The sequence below is a fragment of the Phenylobacterium sp. genome, assembly GCF_036963605.1.
Classification (GTDB): domain Bacteria; phylum Pseudomonadota; class Alphaproteobacteria; order Caulobacterales; family Caulobacteraceae; genus Phenylobacterium.
Genome location: NZ_JBALUY010000082.1, coordinates 1 through 14,261 on the forward strand (window position 1 = coordinate 1; position 14,261 = coordinate 14,261).

At 68.7% G+C, this 14,261-nt stretch carries 16 protein-coding genes, 1 pseudogene and 1 riboswitch; of the genes and pseudogenes, 5 read left to right on the forward strand and 12 right to left on the reverse strand.

Translation table 11 applies throughout. The features are described 5' to 3' along the window. Both V7702_RS14140 and V7702_RS14145 read left to right on the forward strand, forming a co-directional pair. A pseudogene (locus tag V7702_RS14140) lies at nt 1–298 on the forward strand (hypothetical protein); the annotation flags it as partial. Nucleotides 299–311: 13 nt separating this feature from the next. After that, nucleotides 312–803, forward strand: coding sequence for a F0F1 ATP synthase subunit B (locus V7702_RS14145; protein WP_335650741.1), 492 nt, complete (start codon nt 312–314; stop codon nt 801–803). Here V7702_RS14145 and V7702_RS14150 read toward each other — a convergent pair. The 10 genes from V7702_RS14150 to V7702_RS14195 form a co-directional block, all read right to left on the reverse strand. Then, nucleotides 790–1,212, reverse strand: a complete 423-nt coding sequence (locus V7702_RS14150) for a hypothetical protein (RefSeq protein ID WP_335650742.1) — start codon at nt 1,210–1,212, stop codon at nt 790–792. The two genes, V7702_RS14145 and V7702_RS14150, sit on opposite strands and share 14 nt — an antisense overlap. 130 nt (nt 1,213–1,342) lie before the next feature. Continuing rightward, nucleotides 1,343–2,923 carry an aminomethyl-transferring glycine dehydrogenase subunit GcvPB gene (gene gcvPB, locus V7702_RS14155; protein ID WP_335650743.1) on the reverse strand — a complete coding sequence of 527 codons (1,581 nt, stop codon included), beginning with the start codon at nt 2,921–2,923 and terminating at the stop codon, nt 1,343–1,345. Next, nucleotides 2,920–4,266 (reverse strand): aminomethyl-transferring glycine dehydrogenase subunit GcvPA, encoded by a 1,347-nt coding sequence (gene gcvPA / locus V7702_RS14160; protein ID WP_335650744.1) that lies wholly within the window; start codon nt 4,264–4,266, stop codon nt 2,920–2,922. The genes gcvPB and gcvPA overlap by 4 nt, the downstream gene beginning before the upstream one ends. Nucleotides 4,267–4,271: 5 nt before the next feature. Further along, nucleotides 4,272–4,637: a glycine cleavage system protein GcvH gene (gene gcvH / locus V7702_RS14165; RefSeq protein ID WP_335650755.1), complete on the reverse strand. Its 366-nt coding sequence runs from the start codon at nt 4,635–4,637 to the stop codon at nt 4,272–4,274. Nucleotides 4,638–4,653: 16 nt separating this feature from the next. Next, nucleotides 4,654–5,763, reverse strand: a complete 1,110-nt coding sequence (gene gcvT, locus V7702_RS14170; protein WP_335650745.1) for a glycine cleavage system aminomethyltransferase GcvT — start codon at nt 5,761–5,763, stop codon at nt 4,654–4,656. 168 nt (nt 5,764–5,931) lie between these two features. Beyond that, nucleotides 5,932–6,025: riboswitch (glycine riboswitch) on the reverse strand. A gap of 142 nt (nt 6,026–6,167) precedes the next feature. Further along, complete coding sequence (locus V7702_RS14175; RefSeq protein WP_335650746.1) at nt 6,168–6,632, reverse strand: ArsI/CadI family heavy metal resistance metalloenzyme; 465 nt, start codon at nt 6,630–6,632, stop codon at nt 6,168–6,170. Then, nucleotides 6,629–6,988 carry an ArsR/SmtB family transcription factor gene (locus V7702_RS14180; RefSeq protein WP_335650747.1) on the reverse strand — a complete coding sequence of 120 codons (360 nt, stop codon included), beginning with the start codon at nt 6,986–6,988 and terminating at the stop codon, nt 6,629–6,631. The genes V7702_RS14175 and V7702_RS14180 overlap by 4 nt, the downstream gene beginning before the upstream one ends. Nucleotides 6,989–7,027: 39 nt before the next feature. Continuing rightward, a complete protein-coding gene (locus V7702_RS14185; protein WP_335650748.1) occupies nt 7,028–7,363 on the reverse strand; it encodes a YnfA family protein in 336 nt (111 codons plus the stop codon). Nucleotides 7,364–7,392: 29 nt separating this feature from the next. Next, entirely contained in the window at nt 7,393–9,192 is a 1,800-nt protein-coding gene (gene argS / locus V7702_RS14190) for an arginine--tRNA ligase (RefSeq protein WP_335650749.1), read from the reverse strand. Then, on the reverse strand, nt 9,189–9,872 hold the full coding sequence (locus V7702_RS14195; protein WP_335650750.1) for a Tat pathway signal sequence domain protein: 684 nt from the start codon (nt 9,870–9,872) through the stop codon (nt 9,189–9,191). Before V7702_RS14195 ends, argS begins: the two co-directional genes overlap by 4 nt. Before the next feature lie 118 nt (nt 9,873–9,990). Here V7702_RS14195 and ispH point away from each other — a divergent pair, with 118 nt between their 5' ends. The 3 genes from ispH to rnhA all read left to right on the forward strand — a co-directional run bounded on the left by ispH (nt 9,991) and on the right by rnhA (nt 12,451). After that, a complete protein-coding gene (gene ispH / locus V7702_RS14200) occupies nt 9,991–10,968 on the forward strand; it encodes a 4-hydroxy-3-methylbut-2-enyl diphosphate reductase (RefSeq protein ID WP_335650751.1) in 978 nt (325 codons plus the stop codon). Nucleotides 10,969–11,042: 74 nt separating this feature from the next. Continuing rightward, nucleotides 11,043–12,008, forward strand: coding sequence for a homoserine kinase (gene thrB, locus V7702_RS14205; protein WP_335650756.1), 966 nt, complete (start codon nt 11,043–11,045; stop codon nt 12,006–12,008). Then, entirely contained in the window at nt 12,005–12,451 is a 447-nt protein-coding gene (rnhA, locus tag V7702_RS14210; RefSeq protein WP_335650752.1) for a ribonuclease HI, read from the forward strand. Before thrB ends, rnhA begins: the two co-directional genes overlap by 4 nt. 19 nt (nt 12,452–12,470) lie before the next feature. Here rnhA and V7702_RS14215 read toward each other — a convergent pair whose 3' ends face one another. Together V7702_RS14215 and V7702_RS14220 are read right to left on the reverse strand one after the other, a co-directional pair. Beyond that, nucleotides 12,471–13,409, reverse strand: coding sequence for a calcium/sodium antiporter (locus tag V7702_RS14215; RefSeq protein ID WP_335650753.1), 939 nt, complete (start codon nt 13,407–13,409; stop codon nt 12,471–12,473). A 171-nt stretch (nt 13,410–13,580) separates the two neighbouring features. Next, nucleotides 13,581–14,018, reverse strand: a complete 438-nt coding sequence (locus tag V7702_RS14220) for a TIGR02301 family protein (protein WP_335650754.1) — start codon at nt 14,016–14,018, stop codon at nt 13,581–13,583. Between the last annotated feature and the right edge of the window lie 243 nt (nt 14,019–14,261).

Here is a 14,261-nt window from a genome sequence, read left to right on the forward strand (position 1 = left end):
CCAGTCGGCGGAAGCTGCGGCTGAACTGGCCCAGGCCCGCGCCCGGGCGCAGAAGACCGCCGCCGAAGCCAAGGCCGCCGCCAAGGCCGAGGCCGACAGCCGCAACGCCGCCGAAGAAGCCAAGCTCAACGTCCGTCTGGCCGAGGCCGACGCCGCCATCGCGGCCGGTCGCGACCGGGCCATGGCCAATGTCCGCACCGTGGCGGCTGAAACCGCCGAGGCCATCGTCGAGAAGCTGAGCGGCCAGGCGCCGACTCGCGCCGAGGTCGATGCGGCCATCGCGCGCAACGCGGCCTGAGGAGAGAGACGACATGTCCTTTTTCATAACCCCCGAATTCTGGGTTCTGGTCGCCGTCCTGATCTTCTTCGGACTGCTGATCTATCTGAAGGTGCCCGCCGCCATGGCCAAGGCCCTGGACTCCCGCGCCGAGCGGATCCAGGCCGAGCTCGACGAGGCCCAGCGCCTGCGGGCCGAGGCAGAGCGCCTGCTGACCGAGATCAAGGCCCAACGGGAAGAGACCGAACGCCTGGCCGCCGACATGATGGCCCAGGCCAAGGAAGACTCCGAGCGCATGCGCAAGGACGCGGCGGTAAAGCTGGAAGAGCAGATCGTCCGCCGGACCGAGATGGCCGAGCGCAAGATCGCCACCGCCGAGGCCCAGGCTATGGCCGACGTGAAGGCCGCCGCCGCCGACATGGCCGCCGAGGCCGCCCGCAGCGTCCTCTCGGCCCGTCTGGCCGCAGCCACCACCGATCCCCTGGTGGACCGGGCGATCGGCCAGATGGCCTCTAAGCTACAATAGTCGAGGCTCTGCGCCGGCGTCGGAACAGACGCCGGCTGCGGACCGCCACCCGATAGCCCCGCGGGACGATCAGGCGCTCGGTTCTCAGCATCATCTGCCAGGCCACAGGCAAGACCTCAGGCCTGCGCTTCAGCAGCCGCCGCACCGGGCTCAGCGTCCGGGGATGGGCTCGCTGGAACCGAACGAAGGCCCGCCGGGCCTTGTAGGAATTCCGCAAAATAATCATCAGCCCCACGGCCGCCACGGGCAGGCCCATGGGACCCGGCAGGGGCGCGATCAGCACGCCCGCCAGGACGATCAGCCCTCCAAGCCCTACCAGACCAAGCCGCAGCATGCGGCGCAGCAGCTGGCCGAGGCCGCTTGGAGCGGAGGTGTGGCCATGAGGCCGCGCGGAGATGGCGAGAGACACGCTAGCAAACCTGGGATCGCGCGCGGTCTGACCCTGTCGGGGAGGCGGGGCCCCCGCGCGCTTTCCTCATATGTGCCGCGTCAGGCTGAAAGTAAGGCGACAGCCGGCCGCTTTCTGGACCTTAACGCTGCTATTCTGCGGCGAGCGGCGCCGGCGCCACACCTGACTCCGGTTTCCAGGTCAGGCGAGGCTTGCGGGCGGCCAGGGTTTCGTCCAGCCGACGCATGGGGGCCAGGTAGGGCGCGCCCTTGAAGCGGTCCACGTCGCCGGCCTTGGCCGCCTGGGCGAGCGCCACCAGGGCGTCGCAGAAGCGGTCCAGCTCCTGCTTGGACTCCGTCTCGGTGGGCTCGATCAGCATCGCCCCATGCACCACCAGCGGGAAGTACATGGTCATGGGGTGGAAGCCCTCGTCGATCATCGCCTTGGCGAAGTCGAGCGTGGTGACGCCGGTCCCCTCCAGCCAGGAGTCGTCGAACAGGGCCTCGTGCATGCACGGCCCCTCGGGGAAGGCCGGGGTCATGACGCCGGAAAGCCGGGCCTTGATGTAGTTGGCGTTGAGGACGGCGTCCTCGGCCACCTGCCGCAGGCCGTCGGCCCCATGGCTGCGCATATAGGCGTAGGCGCGCACGAACATGCCCATCTGGCCGTGGAAGGCGCTCATGCGGCCAAAGGCCTGGGCGGCCTCTTCCACCGTCTCCTCGACCAGGGTCAGGCCGTTCGCCCCATGGACCACCCAGGGCGCCGGCGCGAAGGGCGCGAGCGCTTCGGACAGCACCACAGGCCCCGCGCCCGGACCGCCGCCCCCGTGCGGGGTAGAGAAGGTCTTGTGCAGGTTGATGTGCATGGCGTCGACGCCCAGGTCGCCGGGGCGTACCCGGCCGACGATGGCGTTGAAGTTGGCGCCGTCGCAGTAGAAGTAGGCCCCGGCCTCGTGGGTCAGCCGGGCGATCTCGATGATGTCGCGCTCGAACAGGCCACAGGTGTTGGGATTGGTCACCATGATGGCCGCCACGTCGGGGCCGAGCTTGGCGGCGAGATCGGCCAGATCCACCCGGCCGTCCTCGGTCTGGGCGATCTCGGTCACCGAATAGCCGACAAAGGCCGCCGTGGCCGGATTGGTCCCATGGGCCGAGGTCGGCACCAGCACCCGGCGACGGGGATCGCCCTTGGCCTCATGGGCGGCGCGGATGGCCAGCAGGCCGCACAGCTCGCCGTGGGCGCCGGCCTTGGGCGACAGGGCGACCGCCGGCATGCCGGTCAGGGTCTTCAGCCAGTGCGACAGGCGGTCCATCAGGGCCAGGGCGCCCTGGACGGTGGGCAGGGGGGCCATGGGGTGCAGGTCGGCAAAGCCCGCCAGCCGCGCCATCTTCTCGTTCAGGCGCGGATTGTGCTTCATCGTGCACGAGCCCAGGGGATAGAGGGCCAGGTCGATGGCGTGGTTCTTCTGGGACAGGCGCACATAGTGGCGCATGGCCTCAGGCTCAGACAGGCCCGGCAGGCCGATGGGCGCCGCGCGGGCCAGGTCGCCGAGATCCGAGCCGTCGAGATCGGCCTTCGGCAGATCGACGCCGGTCTTGGTCCAGCCGTCGCGTTCAAAGATCAGCGCCTCGTCCTGCAACAGGCCGCGGCCGCCGGTCAGGGAGGCGAAACCGGTCTCCAGGGGCTGCACGTCTTCGGGCCGGGTGGGCCGGCCGACATTCTGCATGGTCATCGGCCGATCCTCCGGGCCAGGGCCTGGGCGAAGGCGTCGATATCCTCGTCCAGGGTCATTTCGGTGGCGGCGCAAAGCAGGACGTCGTCCAGCCCCGCGGCCGGATCCAGGCGGGAGAAGGGCACGCCGGCCACGACGCCGTCGTCCAGCAGGCCCTCGACCATGGCCGCAGCGTCGCCGGGCAGGCGCACGGCGATCTCGTTGAAGAAGCGCTTCGTCAGCACCTCGACGCCCGCGATGGCTCCCAGAGCCTGGGCCAGGCGCCGCGCCTTGGCGTGGTTGATGGCGGCCAGCTGCCGCAGGCCCACCTCCCCCAGCAGGGTCAGATGGATGGTGAAGGCCAGCGCGCAGAGCCCCGAATTGGTGCAGATGTTCGAGGTCGCCTTTTCCCGGCGGATATGCTGCTCGCGGGTGGACAGGGTGAGCACGAAGCCGCGGCGGCCGTCGGCGTCCACGGTCTCGCCGCACAGGCGGCCAGGCATCTGCCGGACCAGTTTTTCGCGACAGGCGAACAGACCGATATAGGGGCCGCCGAAGTTCAGGGCGTTGCCGATCGACTGGCCCTCGGCCACGGCGATGTCGGCGCCCATTTCGCCGGGCGACTTGAGCAGGCCGTAGGACACCGCCTCGGTGGTCACCACGATCAGCAGCGCGCCGGCCTTGTGGGCCGCCTCGGCGATGGCCGTCACGTCGGTGGCGACGCCGAACACATTGGGGGTCTGGACCACGACACAGGCGGTCTCGGCGTCGATGGCCTCGACCACCGCGGCCTCGGCGTCGATGGCGACGGCCTGGCGGACGATGTCCATGCCCTCGGCATGGGCGATGGTCTGGGTGGTGGCGGCGTAGTGCGGATGCAGGCCGCCCGAGAGGATCGCCTTCTTCCGGCGGGTCACCCGACGGGCCATCATGACGGCCTCGGCGCAGGCCGTGGAGCCGTCGTACATGGAGGCGTTGGCCACATCGAGACCGGTCAGGGCCGCGACCTGGGTCTGGAATTCGAACAGGACCTGCAGGGTCCCCTGGGCGATCTCGGGCTGGTAGGGCGTATAGCTGGTCAGGAATTCCGAGCGCTGGATGATGTGGTCCACCGTCGCCGGCACATGATGGCGATAGGCGCCTGCGCCGCAGAAGAACGGTCCGGCCCCCGCCGCGCGGTTCAGGGCCGCCAGCCCCACAAGCTCACGCTCCACCTCCAGCTCGCCCGCATGGTCGGGCAGGTCGAAGGTCTCGGACTTGCGCGCAGCCGCCGGCACGTCGGCGAACAGGTCATCGATGGTCGCAACGCCGATCACGCCCAGCATCTGGGCGCGGTCGTCGGGCGTGAGCGGCAGGTAACGCATGGGGCTTACAGGCTCTCCAGGAAGGCGTCGTAGGCGGCGCGGTCCATCAGCGCCTCATAGGCCGACGGATCGGCGATCTTGACCCTGGCGAACCAGCCGTCGGCTTCGGGAGCCTGATTGACCGTTTCCGGCGCATCGGCCAGGGCGGCGTTGGCCTCGACCACCTCGCCCGACAGGGGAGCGTAGACGTCCGAAGCGGCCTTGACGCTCTCGACCACGGCCAGACCCTCGCCGGCGGTGACGCTCTTGCCGACCTCGGGGGTCTCGACGAAGACCACGTCGCCCAGCTGCTCGGCGGCGTAGGCGGTGATCCCGATGGTGGCCACGTCGCCGTCGAGGGCGACCCATTCGTGGTCCTTGGTGAAGCGCATTGCGGACATTCCTTCTCTAGACCTTGCGCACATAGCGGTGGGGGACGAATGGGGTTGCAACCACCTGGGCGCTCTGCAGCTTGCCGCGCACGATCACCTTCAGCGCCGTGCCAGCCGCAGCCAGGGCCGGCGGCACGAAGCCGAGCGCAATAGGATAGCCAAGGCTGGGGGCGAAACCGCCGGAGGTGACCACGCCCACGACCTTGCCGTCGGCGTCGGCGATCTCCGCGCCTTCCCGGGCCGGCGCGCCCTCGACCTTCAGGCCGACCGCCTTGCGAGCCACCTCACCGGCCAGTTCGGCGGCGATGCGGCGGGCGCCGGGGAAGTCGCGGGCGTCACGACGCTTCTTGGAGACCGCAAAGCCGAGCCCCGCCTCGATGGGCGACACCGTCTCGTCCAGGTCGTGTCCATAGAGCGGAAGCCCGGCCTCCAGGCGCAGGCTGTCACGGGCGCCCAGGCCGATGGGTCGGACCCGCTCATCGGCCAACAGGGTATTCCAGATGCGCAACGCCGCCTCGCCCGGCACGGAGATCTCGTAGCCGTCCTCGCCGGTATAGCCCGAGCGCGAAACAATGGCCTCGACGCCAAAGGCTGTGATCGCCGCGGTCTCCATGAAGGCCAGTTTTGCGGCGTCCGGCGCATGAATGGCCAGCACCTGCGCGGCCTTCGGCCCCTGCAGGGCCATCAACGCTCGGTCCTCCAGGCGATCGATTCGCACCTGGCCGGCCAGTTCGTCGTCGATGACCTTGAAGTCGTTCTCCTTGCAGGCGCCGTTGACCACCACGAACAGGCCGTCGTCATCGGGGCGGCCGGCCATCAGATCGTCGATGATCCCGCCCTTCTTGTTCAGAAGGACGGAGTAGCGCTGCTTGCCGGGCTTCAGGCCGATGAAGTCGCCGGGCGTCACCTCCTCAAAGGCTGACAGGGGCGAGACGCCCCGCAGGCGGGCCTGGCCCATATGCGAGACGTCGAACAGGCCGGCGTTCTCACGGGTCCAGAGGTGCTCCTTGAGCACCCCGTCCCTGTATTGCACAGGCATGGAATAGCCGGCGAAGGGCACCATGCGGGCGCCGGCCTCGAGGTGGGCGGCGTAGAGGGGCGTCTGCTTTAGCGTCTCGTCCGACACGGTGGGCCTCCGGCTGATGATGCGACGCGCCGGGGCCTTGGTCGCCCATTCTCGACACGCGCCCCCGCTGTCCCTGAGCCTGAGAGATTTAGAGGCGGACGATCAGGCCCGCGCCCATTGCTCCTTCGGCGAGCCCTACCTTTCGGCGGGCTGCTTTCCAGCGTTCATCAGCTCTTCGCGGTCCGTTTGCCTGAGCGTTTCCGGGGCGGTTGCGCCTTCGGCGCCGGTCCCGTGAAGGGCCGGACTCTCCCGCGAGGAGTTTCCGGAAACTCCGCGATCACCCGTTGGGAGTCAACGCGCAAAGTTCGCGCGCCGGCACGGCGTAGGGCGACGCCCAGTTAAGCGCCGCAGCGCCCGCCGACGATGAGCCCGCAGGCGTGCCGACCTGGAGATAGGCTTCTTCGTTAGCAGCAGGCGGGCGAAGCTTCTGCCTTGGGCTTGGCGCCGCAGCAGGCGGCGGCGGGAGTCGCAGTCGCCATGGCCGGAACGGCGTCCTCGCCATAGGTGGTCGCCTCGCCAAAGGTGTGGAAGGTCTCCCAGCGCAGACCGGACGGATCGCTGACCCAGGACTTGTCCGACCGGGCGTAGCAGCAGGTGGCCGCCTCCTGATCAAAGGTGGTCTCGCCGGCGGCCTTGAGTCGATCGGCCAATACGGCCAGTTCCGCGCCCTCCTCCACCTGGATGCCCAGATGATCGACGCCGACACGCCCGCCGTGGGTGGAGATGGCGAAGTTCACCTTCGGGTCCTCCAGCTGCCACTTGGCGTAGTCGTCCTTCACCACGGTGGGCTGGGCGCCGAACAGGGTGGCGTAGAATTCGGTGGAGCGGTCCAGGTCCTCGACCGAGACGTGCACATGCAGACGCTTCATGCGGGCATTCCTTCCTTCTGATCGCAACAGGATTGGGCGGCGGCCGCCGCCACGGGATCGCAGACCTCCGGGCGGCCCTGACAGCAGTCCTGCATCAGGTAGAGGAGCAGGTCGCCCATGCCGTCATAGTCGGCGCTGTAGATGATCGAACGCCCCTCCCGACGGGACCTGGCCAGGCCGGCGTTGGTGAGGATGGTGAGTTGGGCCGAGAGCGTATTGGGCGCGACTCCGGCCGCCCTGGCCAGGTCGCCTGCCGGCAGGCCGGCGGCGCCTGACTGGACCAGAAGACGAAAGACCTCCAGCCGACCTTGCTGGGCCAGGGCGGAGAGGCGCCTCAGAGCGGTATCTATTTCCATATTTCAATATTTATGGAAATGATGAACTTCAGTCAAGAGCTAGATGACCGGCGATCGCGGCCCAAACAGAATGACCCCAGCGCCCACGAGGCAGATGCAGACGCCGATCAGGTCCCAACGGTCGGGCCGAACCCCCTCCACCGCCCACAGCCAGGCCAGGGTCGAGGCGATATAGATCCCGCCATAGGCGGCGTAGGTCCGGCCGGCGTGCGGCGCGTCGATCAGGGTGAGCAGCCAGGCGAACAGGGCCAGGCAGACGAGGCCGGGAATGAGCCAGAGGATGCTCTGGCCGTGGCGCGCCCAGGCCCAGAAGGCGAAGCAGCCGGCGATCTCGGCGATCGCCGCGCCCACATAGGTCAACAGCCAGAACCTCATGCGCTCTCCGCCCGTGCTCGACGGAGAGACTACATGCGTTCGGGGGTCTCGATACCCAGGAGGTCCAGGGCCAGTTCGAGCTGCTGCAGGGTGACCTTGGCCAGGGACAGGCGCGAGGCCTTGACCGGCGGCTCGGCGATCAGGATCGGACAGGCCGCATAGAAGCGCGAGAAGGCTTGGGCCAGCTTGTAGGCGTGGTCGGCGATGAAGTTGGGCGCCTTGCGCTCATAGGCCTCGGACAAGGCCTGATCGAAGGCGTCCAGCAGCAGAACCAGCTCGCGCTCGGCCGGCTCGGCGACCAGGATTTCGCCGCCCTCGGACCCCTCGTCGGCGGCCTTTCGCAGCACCGATTTCACCCGCACCGCCTGATAGAGCAGATAGGGGCCAGTCTTGCCCTCGAAGCTGGTGAAGCGATCGAGGTCGAACACATAGGAGGTGCCGCGGAAATTCTGCAGGTCGGCGAACTTCAGGGCCGCCACGGCGACCTTGTGGGCGGTGTCTTCGAATGCTGCGGCGTCGAGCCCGGCGCCCAGGTCGGCTTCTTTCAGGCGTTCGCGGGCCTTGTCCCGGGTCATCTCGATCAGGTCGTGCAGCTTCAACACGCCGCCCTCGCGGGTCTTGAAGGGCTTGCCGTCGGTCCCGTTCATCGTGCCGAAGCCGATATGCTCGAGGCTGCCGTCCTCGGCGTAGCCGGCGAGATAGGCCGCCCGGAAGACGATCTCGAAATGGTCGGCCTGCCGCTGATCGACCACATAGAGCACATGGTCAGGGCCGAAGCTCTGCTTGCGGTCCAGGATGGTGGCGAGGTCAGTCGTGCCGTACATGGCCGAGCCCTCGGACGACACCACCAGCAGGGGCGGCAGCTCGCGCTTGTCGCCCTGGCGGTTGACGCGGATGATGCGCGCGCCCTGGTCCTCGACCAGCAAGCCCTTGGCTTCCAGGTCCTTGACCATGTCCGGGATCAGGGGATCGGCGTCGCTCTCCCCCTTCCAGAGGTCGAAATCGACGCCGATGGCGTGGAAGTCCCGCTCAAGGGCCACCTGGGTCACCCGGGCGAAGTGGCGCCACAGCAGATGATAGCCCGGATTGTGCGCCTGTAGCTCGGCGGTCAGCTTGCGGGCCCGGTCGCGATAGTCAGGGTCTTCCTTCCCCCTGGCCGCAGCCATGGGATAGAGGCGATCGAGATCGGCCAGGCTGACGCGCTCGTCGAGGGCCGCGAAGGCCTGGGCCTCGTCCGCCTCGGTCAGGGGCGTGGCGCGCGCATTGACCTGCTCGACCAGCTTGGCGACGAAGGAATCCTCGTCGCAGACCGCCCCGATCAGCAGGCCCATCTGATAGCCCCAGTCGCCGAAGTGGGCGTCGCCGACCACCTCGTCGCCGCGGAACCGGTAGAGCCGCTTGACCGCCTCGCCAATGATGGACGAGCGCAGATGGCCCACATGCATGGGCTTGGCGACATTGGGGCCGCCATAGTCCACCAGCACCCGGCGGGGGGCCTCGATGAGGGCTGCGCCCAGGCGAGGGTCCCCGGCCAGCTCATTGGCCCGGATCGACAGGGCCTCAGACGCCACCCGCATATTGATGAAGCCCAGGCCGGCGATTTCCACCGAAGCCAGCCGCGGATCCTTGGCCAGCTCGGCCACCACGCCAGCGGCGATCTCGCGGGGGTCGCGGCGCGCCTGCTTCGCCGCCGCCAGGGCGCCATTGCATTGAAAATCGGCCAGGTCGGGCCGGTCGGACGGCGTCACACGGCCAAGCTCGGCCGGCAGACCCGCAGCGGCGAAGGCGGCCGAAACCGCCTCCCCCAGGCCCCTCTTGAGGTCAGTCATTGGTTGGCTTGCGCGGTCCCGGCGGCCACGTCGGTCCCGACGTCGATACGGAAGCGCTTCCCGGCCCGATTAAACTCGGCCATCTCCGGCGTTACATCAAAGCCCACCAGAACCTCGAAGTTCGCCCCGCTGGTGGTCAGCTGAGCCCGGGGAATGACGATGCCTTCGACCATTTGGCGCACATAGGTGCGATCCTCGCCGGGCCTGAAGGTCACCGGCAGGTCGAAATATTCCTTGGCGATGACGGCATCGTTGCGCTTGGTCACCGCGACCCAATAGCGATAGGTCTTCTGCGAGCCCTGGGCGGTGGGGCCACGGCCGAGCTCGAACAGGAGCTCCATCACCACCGAAATCGGCTCCTCGTCCTCATAGGAACAGCCGGCCGAAATCCCCTGGATTTCGCCGGAATAGCCCACGGCGGCAGAGGCCTCCTGGCCGCCGGCAAACTCCACATAGCGCCCGGCGTCATAGAGCACCTTCACATAGGGGCAGGGGCCGGCGTTCCGCAGTTGCGGCAGCGGCGCCTGGCGGTCGCCCCACTCGGTCTGGCGCTGGCGACGGTCGCTGGCCTGCTCGGAGCGGGCCTCCGGGTTTTGGCTGCGCCCCTGGGCCAGGCTCTGCGCCGGGAAGGACGCGGCGGCGAGCGCCAGGGTGAGAGCGGCAAGCAGATAACGGCGCATCAAACGTCCAGAATTGTCGGCGCGGGGGCCCCGCGCATGCAAGGCCTGTACTAATGGTTCTCGATTGAGGCCGCAACGCGGCTGGCGGCGCGGGCTGCAAACCCCTAACTTCCAAGGCATGAGCCCTGCCCCCGAGCCCGTAGCTGTGCGCAAGCCGCTGACCGTTCTTCTGGCCGCCCCCCGGGGCTTCTGCGCCGGCGTCGACAGGGCGATCCAGATCGTCGAGCGGGCCATCGAGAAATATGGCGCGCCCGTCTATGTGCGCCACGAGATCGTCCACAACCGCCACGTGGTCGATCGGCTGCGGAGCCTGGGCGCCATCTTCGTCGAAGAACTGGACGAGTGCCCGAACGACCGGCCGGTGGTGTTTTCCGCCCATGGCGTGCCCAAGTCGGTGCCCGCCGAAGCCGGACGCCGGCAGATGCTCTATCTCGACGCCACTTGTCCGCTGGTCTCGAAAGTCCATGTGGAGGCCCAGCGCCACTATGAGGCCGGCAAGGAGATCGTGCTGATCGGCCACGCGGGCCACCCTGAGGTGATCGGCACCATGGGGCAGCTGCCCGACGGCGTCGTCACCCTGATCGAGACCGTCGAGGACGCCAAGACCTTTACGCCCAAGGATCCGGCCAACCTCGCCTTCGCCACCCAGACGACGCTCTCGGTGGACGACACGGCCGGCATCGTCGGCGCCCTGCGCGCCCGCTTCCCGCAGATGGCCGCCCCCCACAAGGAGGACATCTGCTACGCCACCACCAACCGCCAGGAGGCGGTGAAGTCGGTCTCGGCGCGGGCCGACGTCCTGCTGGTGATCGGTTCGGCCAACTCCTCGAACTCAGTGCGACTGGCCGAGGTGGGCGCCCGCGCCGGCTGCCGGGCGCACCTGATCGACGACGCCAGCGCCCTGGACTTCGCCTGGCTGGACGGCGCGCAGACCGTGGGTGTCACCGCCGGCGCCTCGGCGCCCGAGGATCTGGTGCAGGGCGTGATCGACAGGCTGGCCGAGCGTTTCGACCTGACCATCGAGATGGAGGAGGCCGCCCGCGAGTCGGTGACCTTCAAGCTGCCGCGCCTCCTGGCCGAGACCGAGACCGCCTAGCCCGGTAGGGAAAATACCCACCGGACCCCCTCGCCGGCTTGACCGAGCCTGCGGCCTACCCCATGCCCGCGGCCATGGCTGTCTATACCGATATCTCCGACGAAGAGCTCGCGCAGCTGCTCGCCCGCTACGACCTGGGCGCGGCCCAGACCTTCAAGGGCATCGCTGAGGGCGTGGAGAACTCCAACTTCCTGCTGGAGACCGACCGTGGCCGCTTCATCCTGACCATCTATGAGCGCCGGGTGGACCCTGACGATCTGCCCTTCTTTCTCGGTCTCATGCATTGGCTGGCCGACCACGACTATCCCTGCGCCACGCCCATGGCCGGCCGCGATGGCGAGCTGATCCAGAACGTGCGCGGCAAGCCCGCGGCGATCGTCGGCTTCATGCCGGGCCTGTCGGTGCGCCGCCCCACCGCCCACCATTGCCGGGCGGCCGGCGAAGGCCTGGCTCGGCTGCACCTGGCGGCCGACGGCTTTCCCCTGAGCCGGGCCAATGATCTGGGGCAGGACGCCTGGGGGCCGCTGTTCGCCGGGCTGAAGGGCGCGGCCGAGGACTTGAAGCCGGGCCTGGCCGCCACCATCGCCGCCGATCTGGAACACCTGACGGCTCACTGGCCCGCGAACCTGCCCACGGGCGTCATCCACGCCGACTATTTCCCCGACAACGTCTTTTTCCAGGGCGAGCAGTTCGCCGCGGCCATCGACTTCTATTTCGCCTGTGTCGATGCGCTGGCCTACGACATCGCCGTAGCCCTGAACGCCTGGTGTTTCGAGGCCGACGGCAGCTTCAACATCACCAGCGCCCGGGCCCTGGTGGCGGGCTACGAGACCCACCGCCCCTTGAGCGACGCCGAGCGCAACGCCCTGCCGGTCCTGGCCCACGGGGCGGCCATGCGCTTTTTCCTGACGCGGCTGAACGACTGGGGGGCGACGCCGGCCGGCGCCCTGGTACGGCCGAAGGATCCCCTGGAATACGAGCGCAAGCTGGCGGTCCATCGCAGCGCCACCGACCTCGTCCTGTTCGGGGACCGGCCGTGACGCCGCAGGTCACGATCTTCACCGACGGCGCTTGCAGCGGCAATCCCGGCCCCGGCGGCTGGGGGGCCATCCTGATCTTCGGCGAGCGGGAGAAGGAGATCAGCGGCGGCGAGCCGGCGACCACCAACAACCGCATGGAGATGATGGCCGCCATCCAGGCGCTGGAGACCCTGAACCGCCCCTGCCGCGTCGAGCTGCACACAGACAGCCAGTATGTGATGAAGGGCATCACCGAATGGCTGCCGGGCTGGAAGACCCGGGGCTGGAAGACTGCGGCCAAGGAGCCGGTCAAGAACGCCGACCTCTGGAAGCGCCTGGACGAGGCGCGTCTACGCCACCAGGTGGACTGGCGCTGGGTGCGGGGCCATTCCGGCCACGTGCTGAACGAGCGGGCCGACGCCCTGGCCCGCAAGGGCTTGAAGGACGCCCAGGCCCTGGCTTGATCTCAACGCTGCTTGCCGCTCAGGCCAGCAGCAGGAAGCCGGTATAGGCCACATAGGCCAGTAGAAACCCGGCGCCTTCCAGGCGCTTCAGCCCTCCGCCCGTGCGCAGCAGCAGGGCCAGCAAGCCGGTGGCGGCCAGCAGGACCCAGATGTCCAGATTGGCGATCTCCGGCGGAATGCGGATGGGCGACACCGCCGCCGTGATCCCGAGAATGCCGAAGACATTGTAGATGTTCGAGCCGATCACATTGCCCAGGGCCACGTCGGCATGGCGGCGCAGGGCGGCGACGACACAGGCCACCAGTTCCGGCAGCGAGGTGCCCACCGCCACGATGGTCAGGCCGATCACCCGCTGCGGCATGCCCAGCCCTTCGGCCAGTTCGATGGCCCCGCCGACCAGCAGACGCGCGCCGATCACCGTCAGGGCGATGCCCGCAGCCGTCATCAGGGCGAACCGGCCCAGGCGCTTCCAGTCGCGATCGACGGGGGGCCGAGTGGCGTCGCCGGCCGCGTGGCTGCGCTCCCGCAGATAGGTCACCACCAGATAGACCCCGAGCAGGGCGAGCAGGAACAGGCCGAACCAGCGGTCGATGAAGCCCGCCACCACCGCCAGCAGGCAGATCACCGATGAGGCGCCCAGCGCGATCATGTCCCGGCCGATCGCCTGGGGGCGAACATAGATCGGCGTGATCGCCGCAGTGATCCCGAGGATCAGCAGGATGTTGGCGATGTTGGAGCCCACCACATTGCCCACGGCGATGTCCGGGGCGTTCTGCATCGCCGCGATCAGGCTGGTGACCAGCTCCGGCGTCGAGGTGCCAAAGCCCACCAGCACGAGGCCGCTCAGCAGGGGCGAGACCCCCAGGACCCGGGCGGAACCCACCGCGCCACGCACCAGAATCTCGCCGCCGAACGCCAGGAAGACGAGGCCGCCGATGATCAGGAGGGAGATGATCACCGGGTCGCCGCCGATGGGCTCAGCAAGAGGTCGTTGTGAGACAAGAGCCGCTCCTGTGGGTCGCGGAATGAGCGAATGGGAAGGCCCAATGTTCCCCAAGAGACCGGCGCTCGGGGTCCGCGGTGCGGCCGCGCCAGATCGACGACGAGCCCCCTTGTGTCAAGACGTCCCCTAGGGCGAAACGGGCGGCGCGAGCTCCAGGGCCTGCCGCCGCGCCTCGGCTTCCCGGGGGTCGAGCCGGTGGGCGACGCTGCCCATTCGGCTGGCGAGACTCTGGCCCCGGCGGGCCACGGCGGCCTCGGCGATTCGGCTGGCCCGGGTGCATTGGGGATATTCGGTGCGGCGGGCGGCGAAGCCGGAATTGAAGGCCTCCTTCATCCGGCGGTCGAGCGCCGCGTCGGGCTGCTCGGTGTCGGTCACGCCGATCATCCGGTCGCGCCAGTACTGGTCATAGGCGCCTTCGCAGACCTGGCGCAGGGCGTGGCTCTCGCCCAGCACATAGGCGATGTCCACCAGGGTCTGGCGTTGGGCGGGCGTCCGCTCCTGGGCCAGGGCGGGGCTCGCCAGGGCCAGAAGTCCGCCAAGGAGGAGAAGCGCCGCTGCACGCATGACCCTAATCTGGGGCCTCCCTTCGCAGTTGTCACGGGTGCGCGCCTGAGGGGCGAGCCCTCGCGCCTCGGCCAGGCTTCTGCTAGCCGGTAGATCGACAATTCGGGGAGCGATCATGCGTGCGACAGTACTCGGCCAGGCCTTGGCCATCAGCCTCCTGGCGGTTCTGGCCGCCGGCCCCGCCCAGGCCCAGACCCCTGCGCCGGCCCGTGACCCCAGCACCCTGATCGCCGTCCTGGCGGG

Bases quoted from the DNA above. Each gene is read 5' to 3' on its own strand.
- V7702_RS14145 (WP_335650741.1), top strand. From the start codon at position 312: ATGTCCTTTTTCATAACCCCCGAATTCTGGGTTCTGGTCGCCGTCCTG.
- gcvPB (WP_335650743.1), bottom strand. From the start codon at position 2,923: ATGACCATGCAGAATGTCGGCCGGCCCACCCGGCCCGAAGACGTGCAG.
- V7702_RS14195 (WP_335650750.1), bottom strand. From the start codon at position 9,872: ATGCGCCGTTATCTGCTTGCCGCTCTCACCCTGGCGCTCGCCGCCGCG.
- V7702_RS14185 (WP_335650748.1), bottom strand. From the start codon at position 7,363: ATGAGGTTCTGGCTGTTGACCTATGTGGGCGCGGCGATCGCCGAGATC.
- V7702_RS14175 (WP_335650746.1), bottom strand. From the start codon at position 6,632: ATGAAGCGTCTGCATGTGCACGTCTCGGTCGAGGACCTGGACCGCTCC.
- gcvH (WP_335650755.1), bottom strand. From the start codon at position 4,637: ATGCGCTTCACCAAGGACCACGAATGGGTCGCCCTCGACGGCGACGTG.
- ispH (WP_335650751.1), top strand. From the start codon at position 9,991: ATGAGCCCTGCCCCCGAGCCCGTAGCTGTGCGCAAGCCGCTGACCGTT.
- thrB (WP_335650756.1), top strand. From the start codon at position 11,043: ATGGCTGTCTATACCGATATCTCCGACGAAGAGCTCGCGCAGCTGCTC.
- V7702_RS14180 (WP_335650747.1), bottom strand. From the start codon at position 6,988: ATGGAAATAGATACCGCTCTGAGGCGCCTCTCCGCCCTGGCCCAGCAA.
- argS (WP_335650749.1), bottom strand. From the start codon at position 9,192: ATGACTGACCTCAAGAGGGGCCTGGGGGAGGCGGTTTCGGCCGCCTTC.
- V7702_RS14220 (WP_335650754.1), bottom strand. From the start codon at position 14,018: ATGCGTGCAGCGGCGCTTCTCCTCCTTGGCGGACTTCTGGCCCTGGCG.
- gcvPA (WP_335650744.1), bottom strand. From the start codon at position 4,266: ATGCGTTACCTGCCGCTCACGCCCGACGACCGCGCCCAGATGCTGGGC.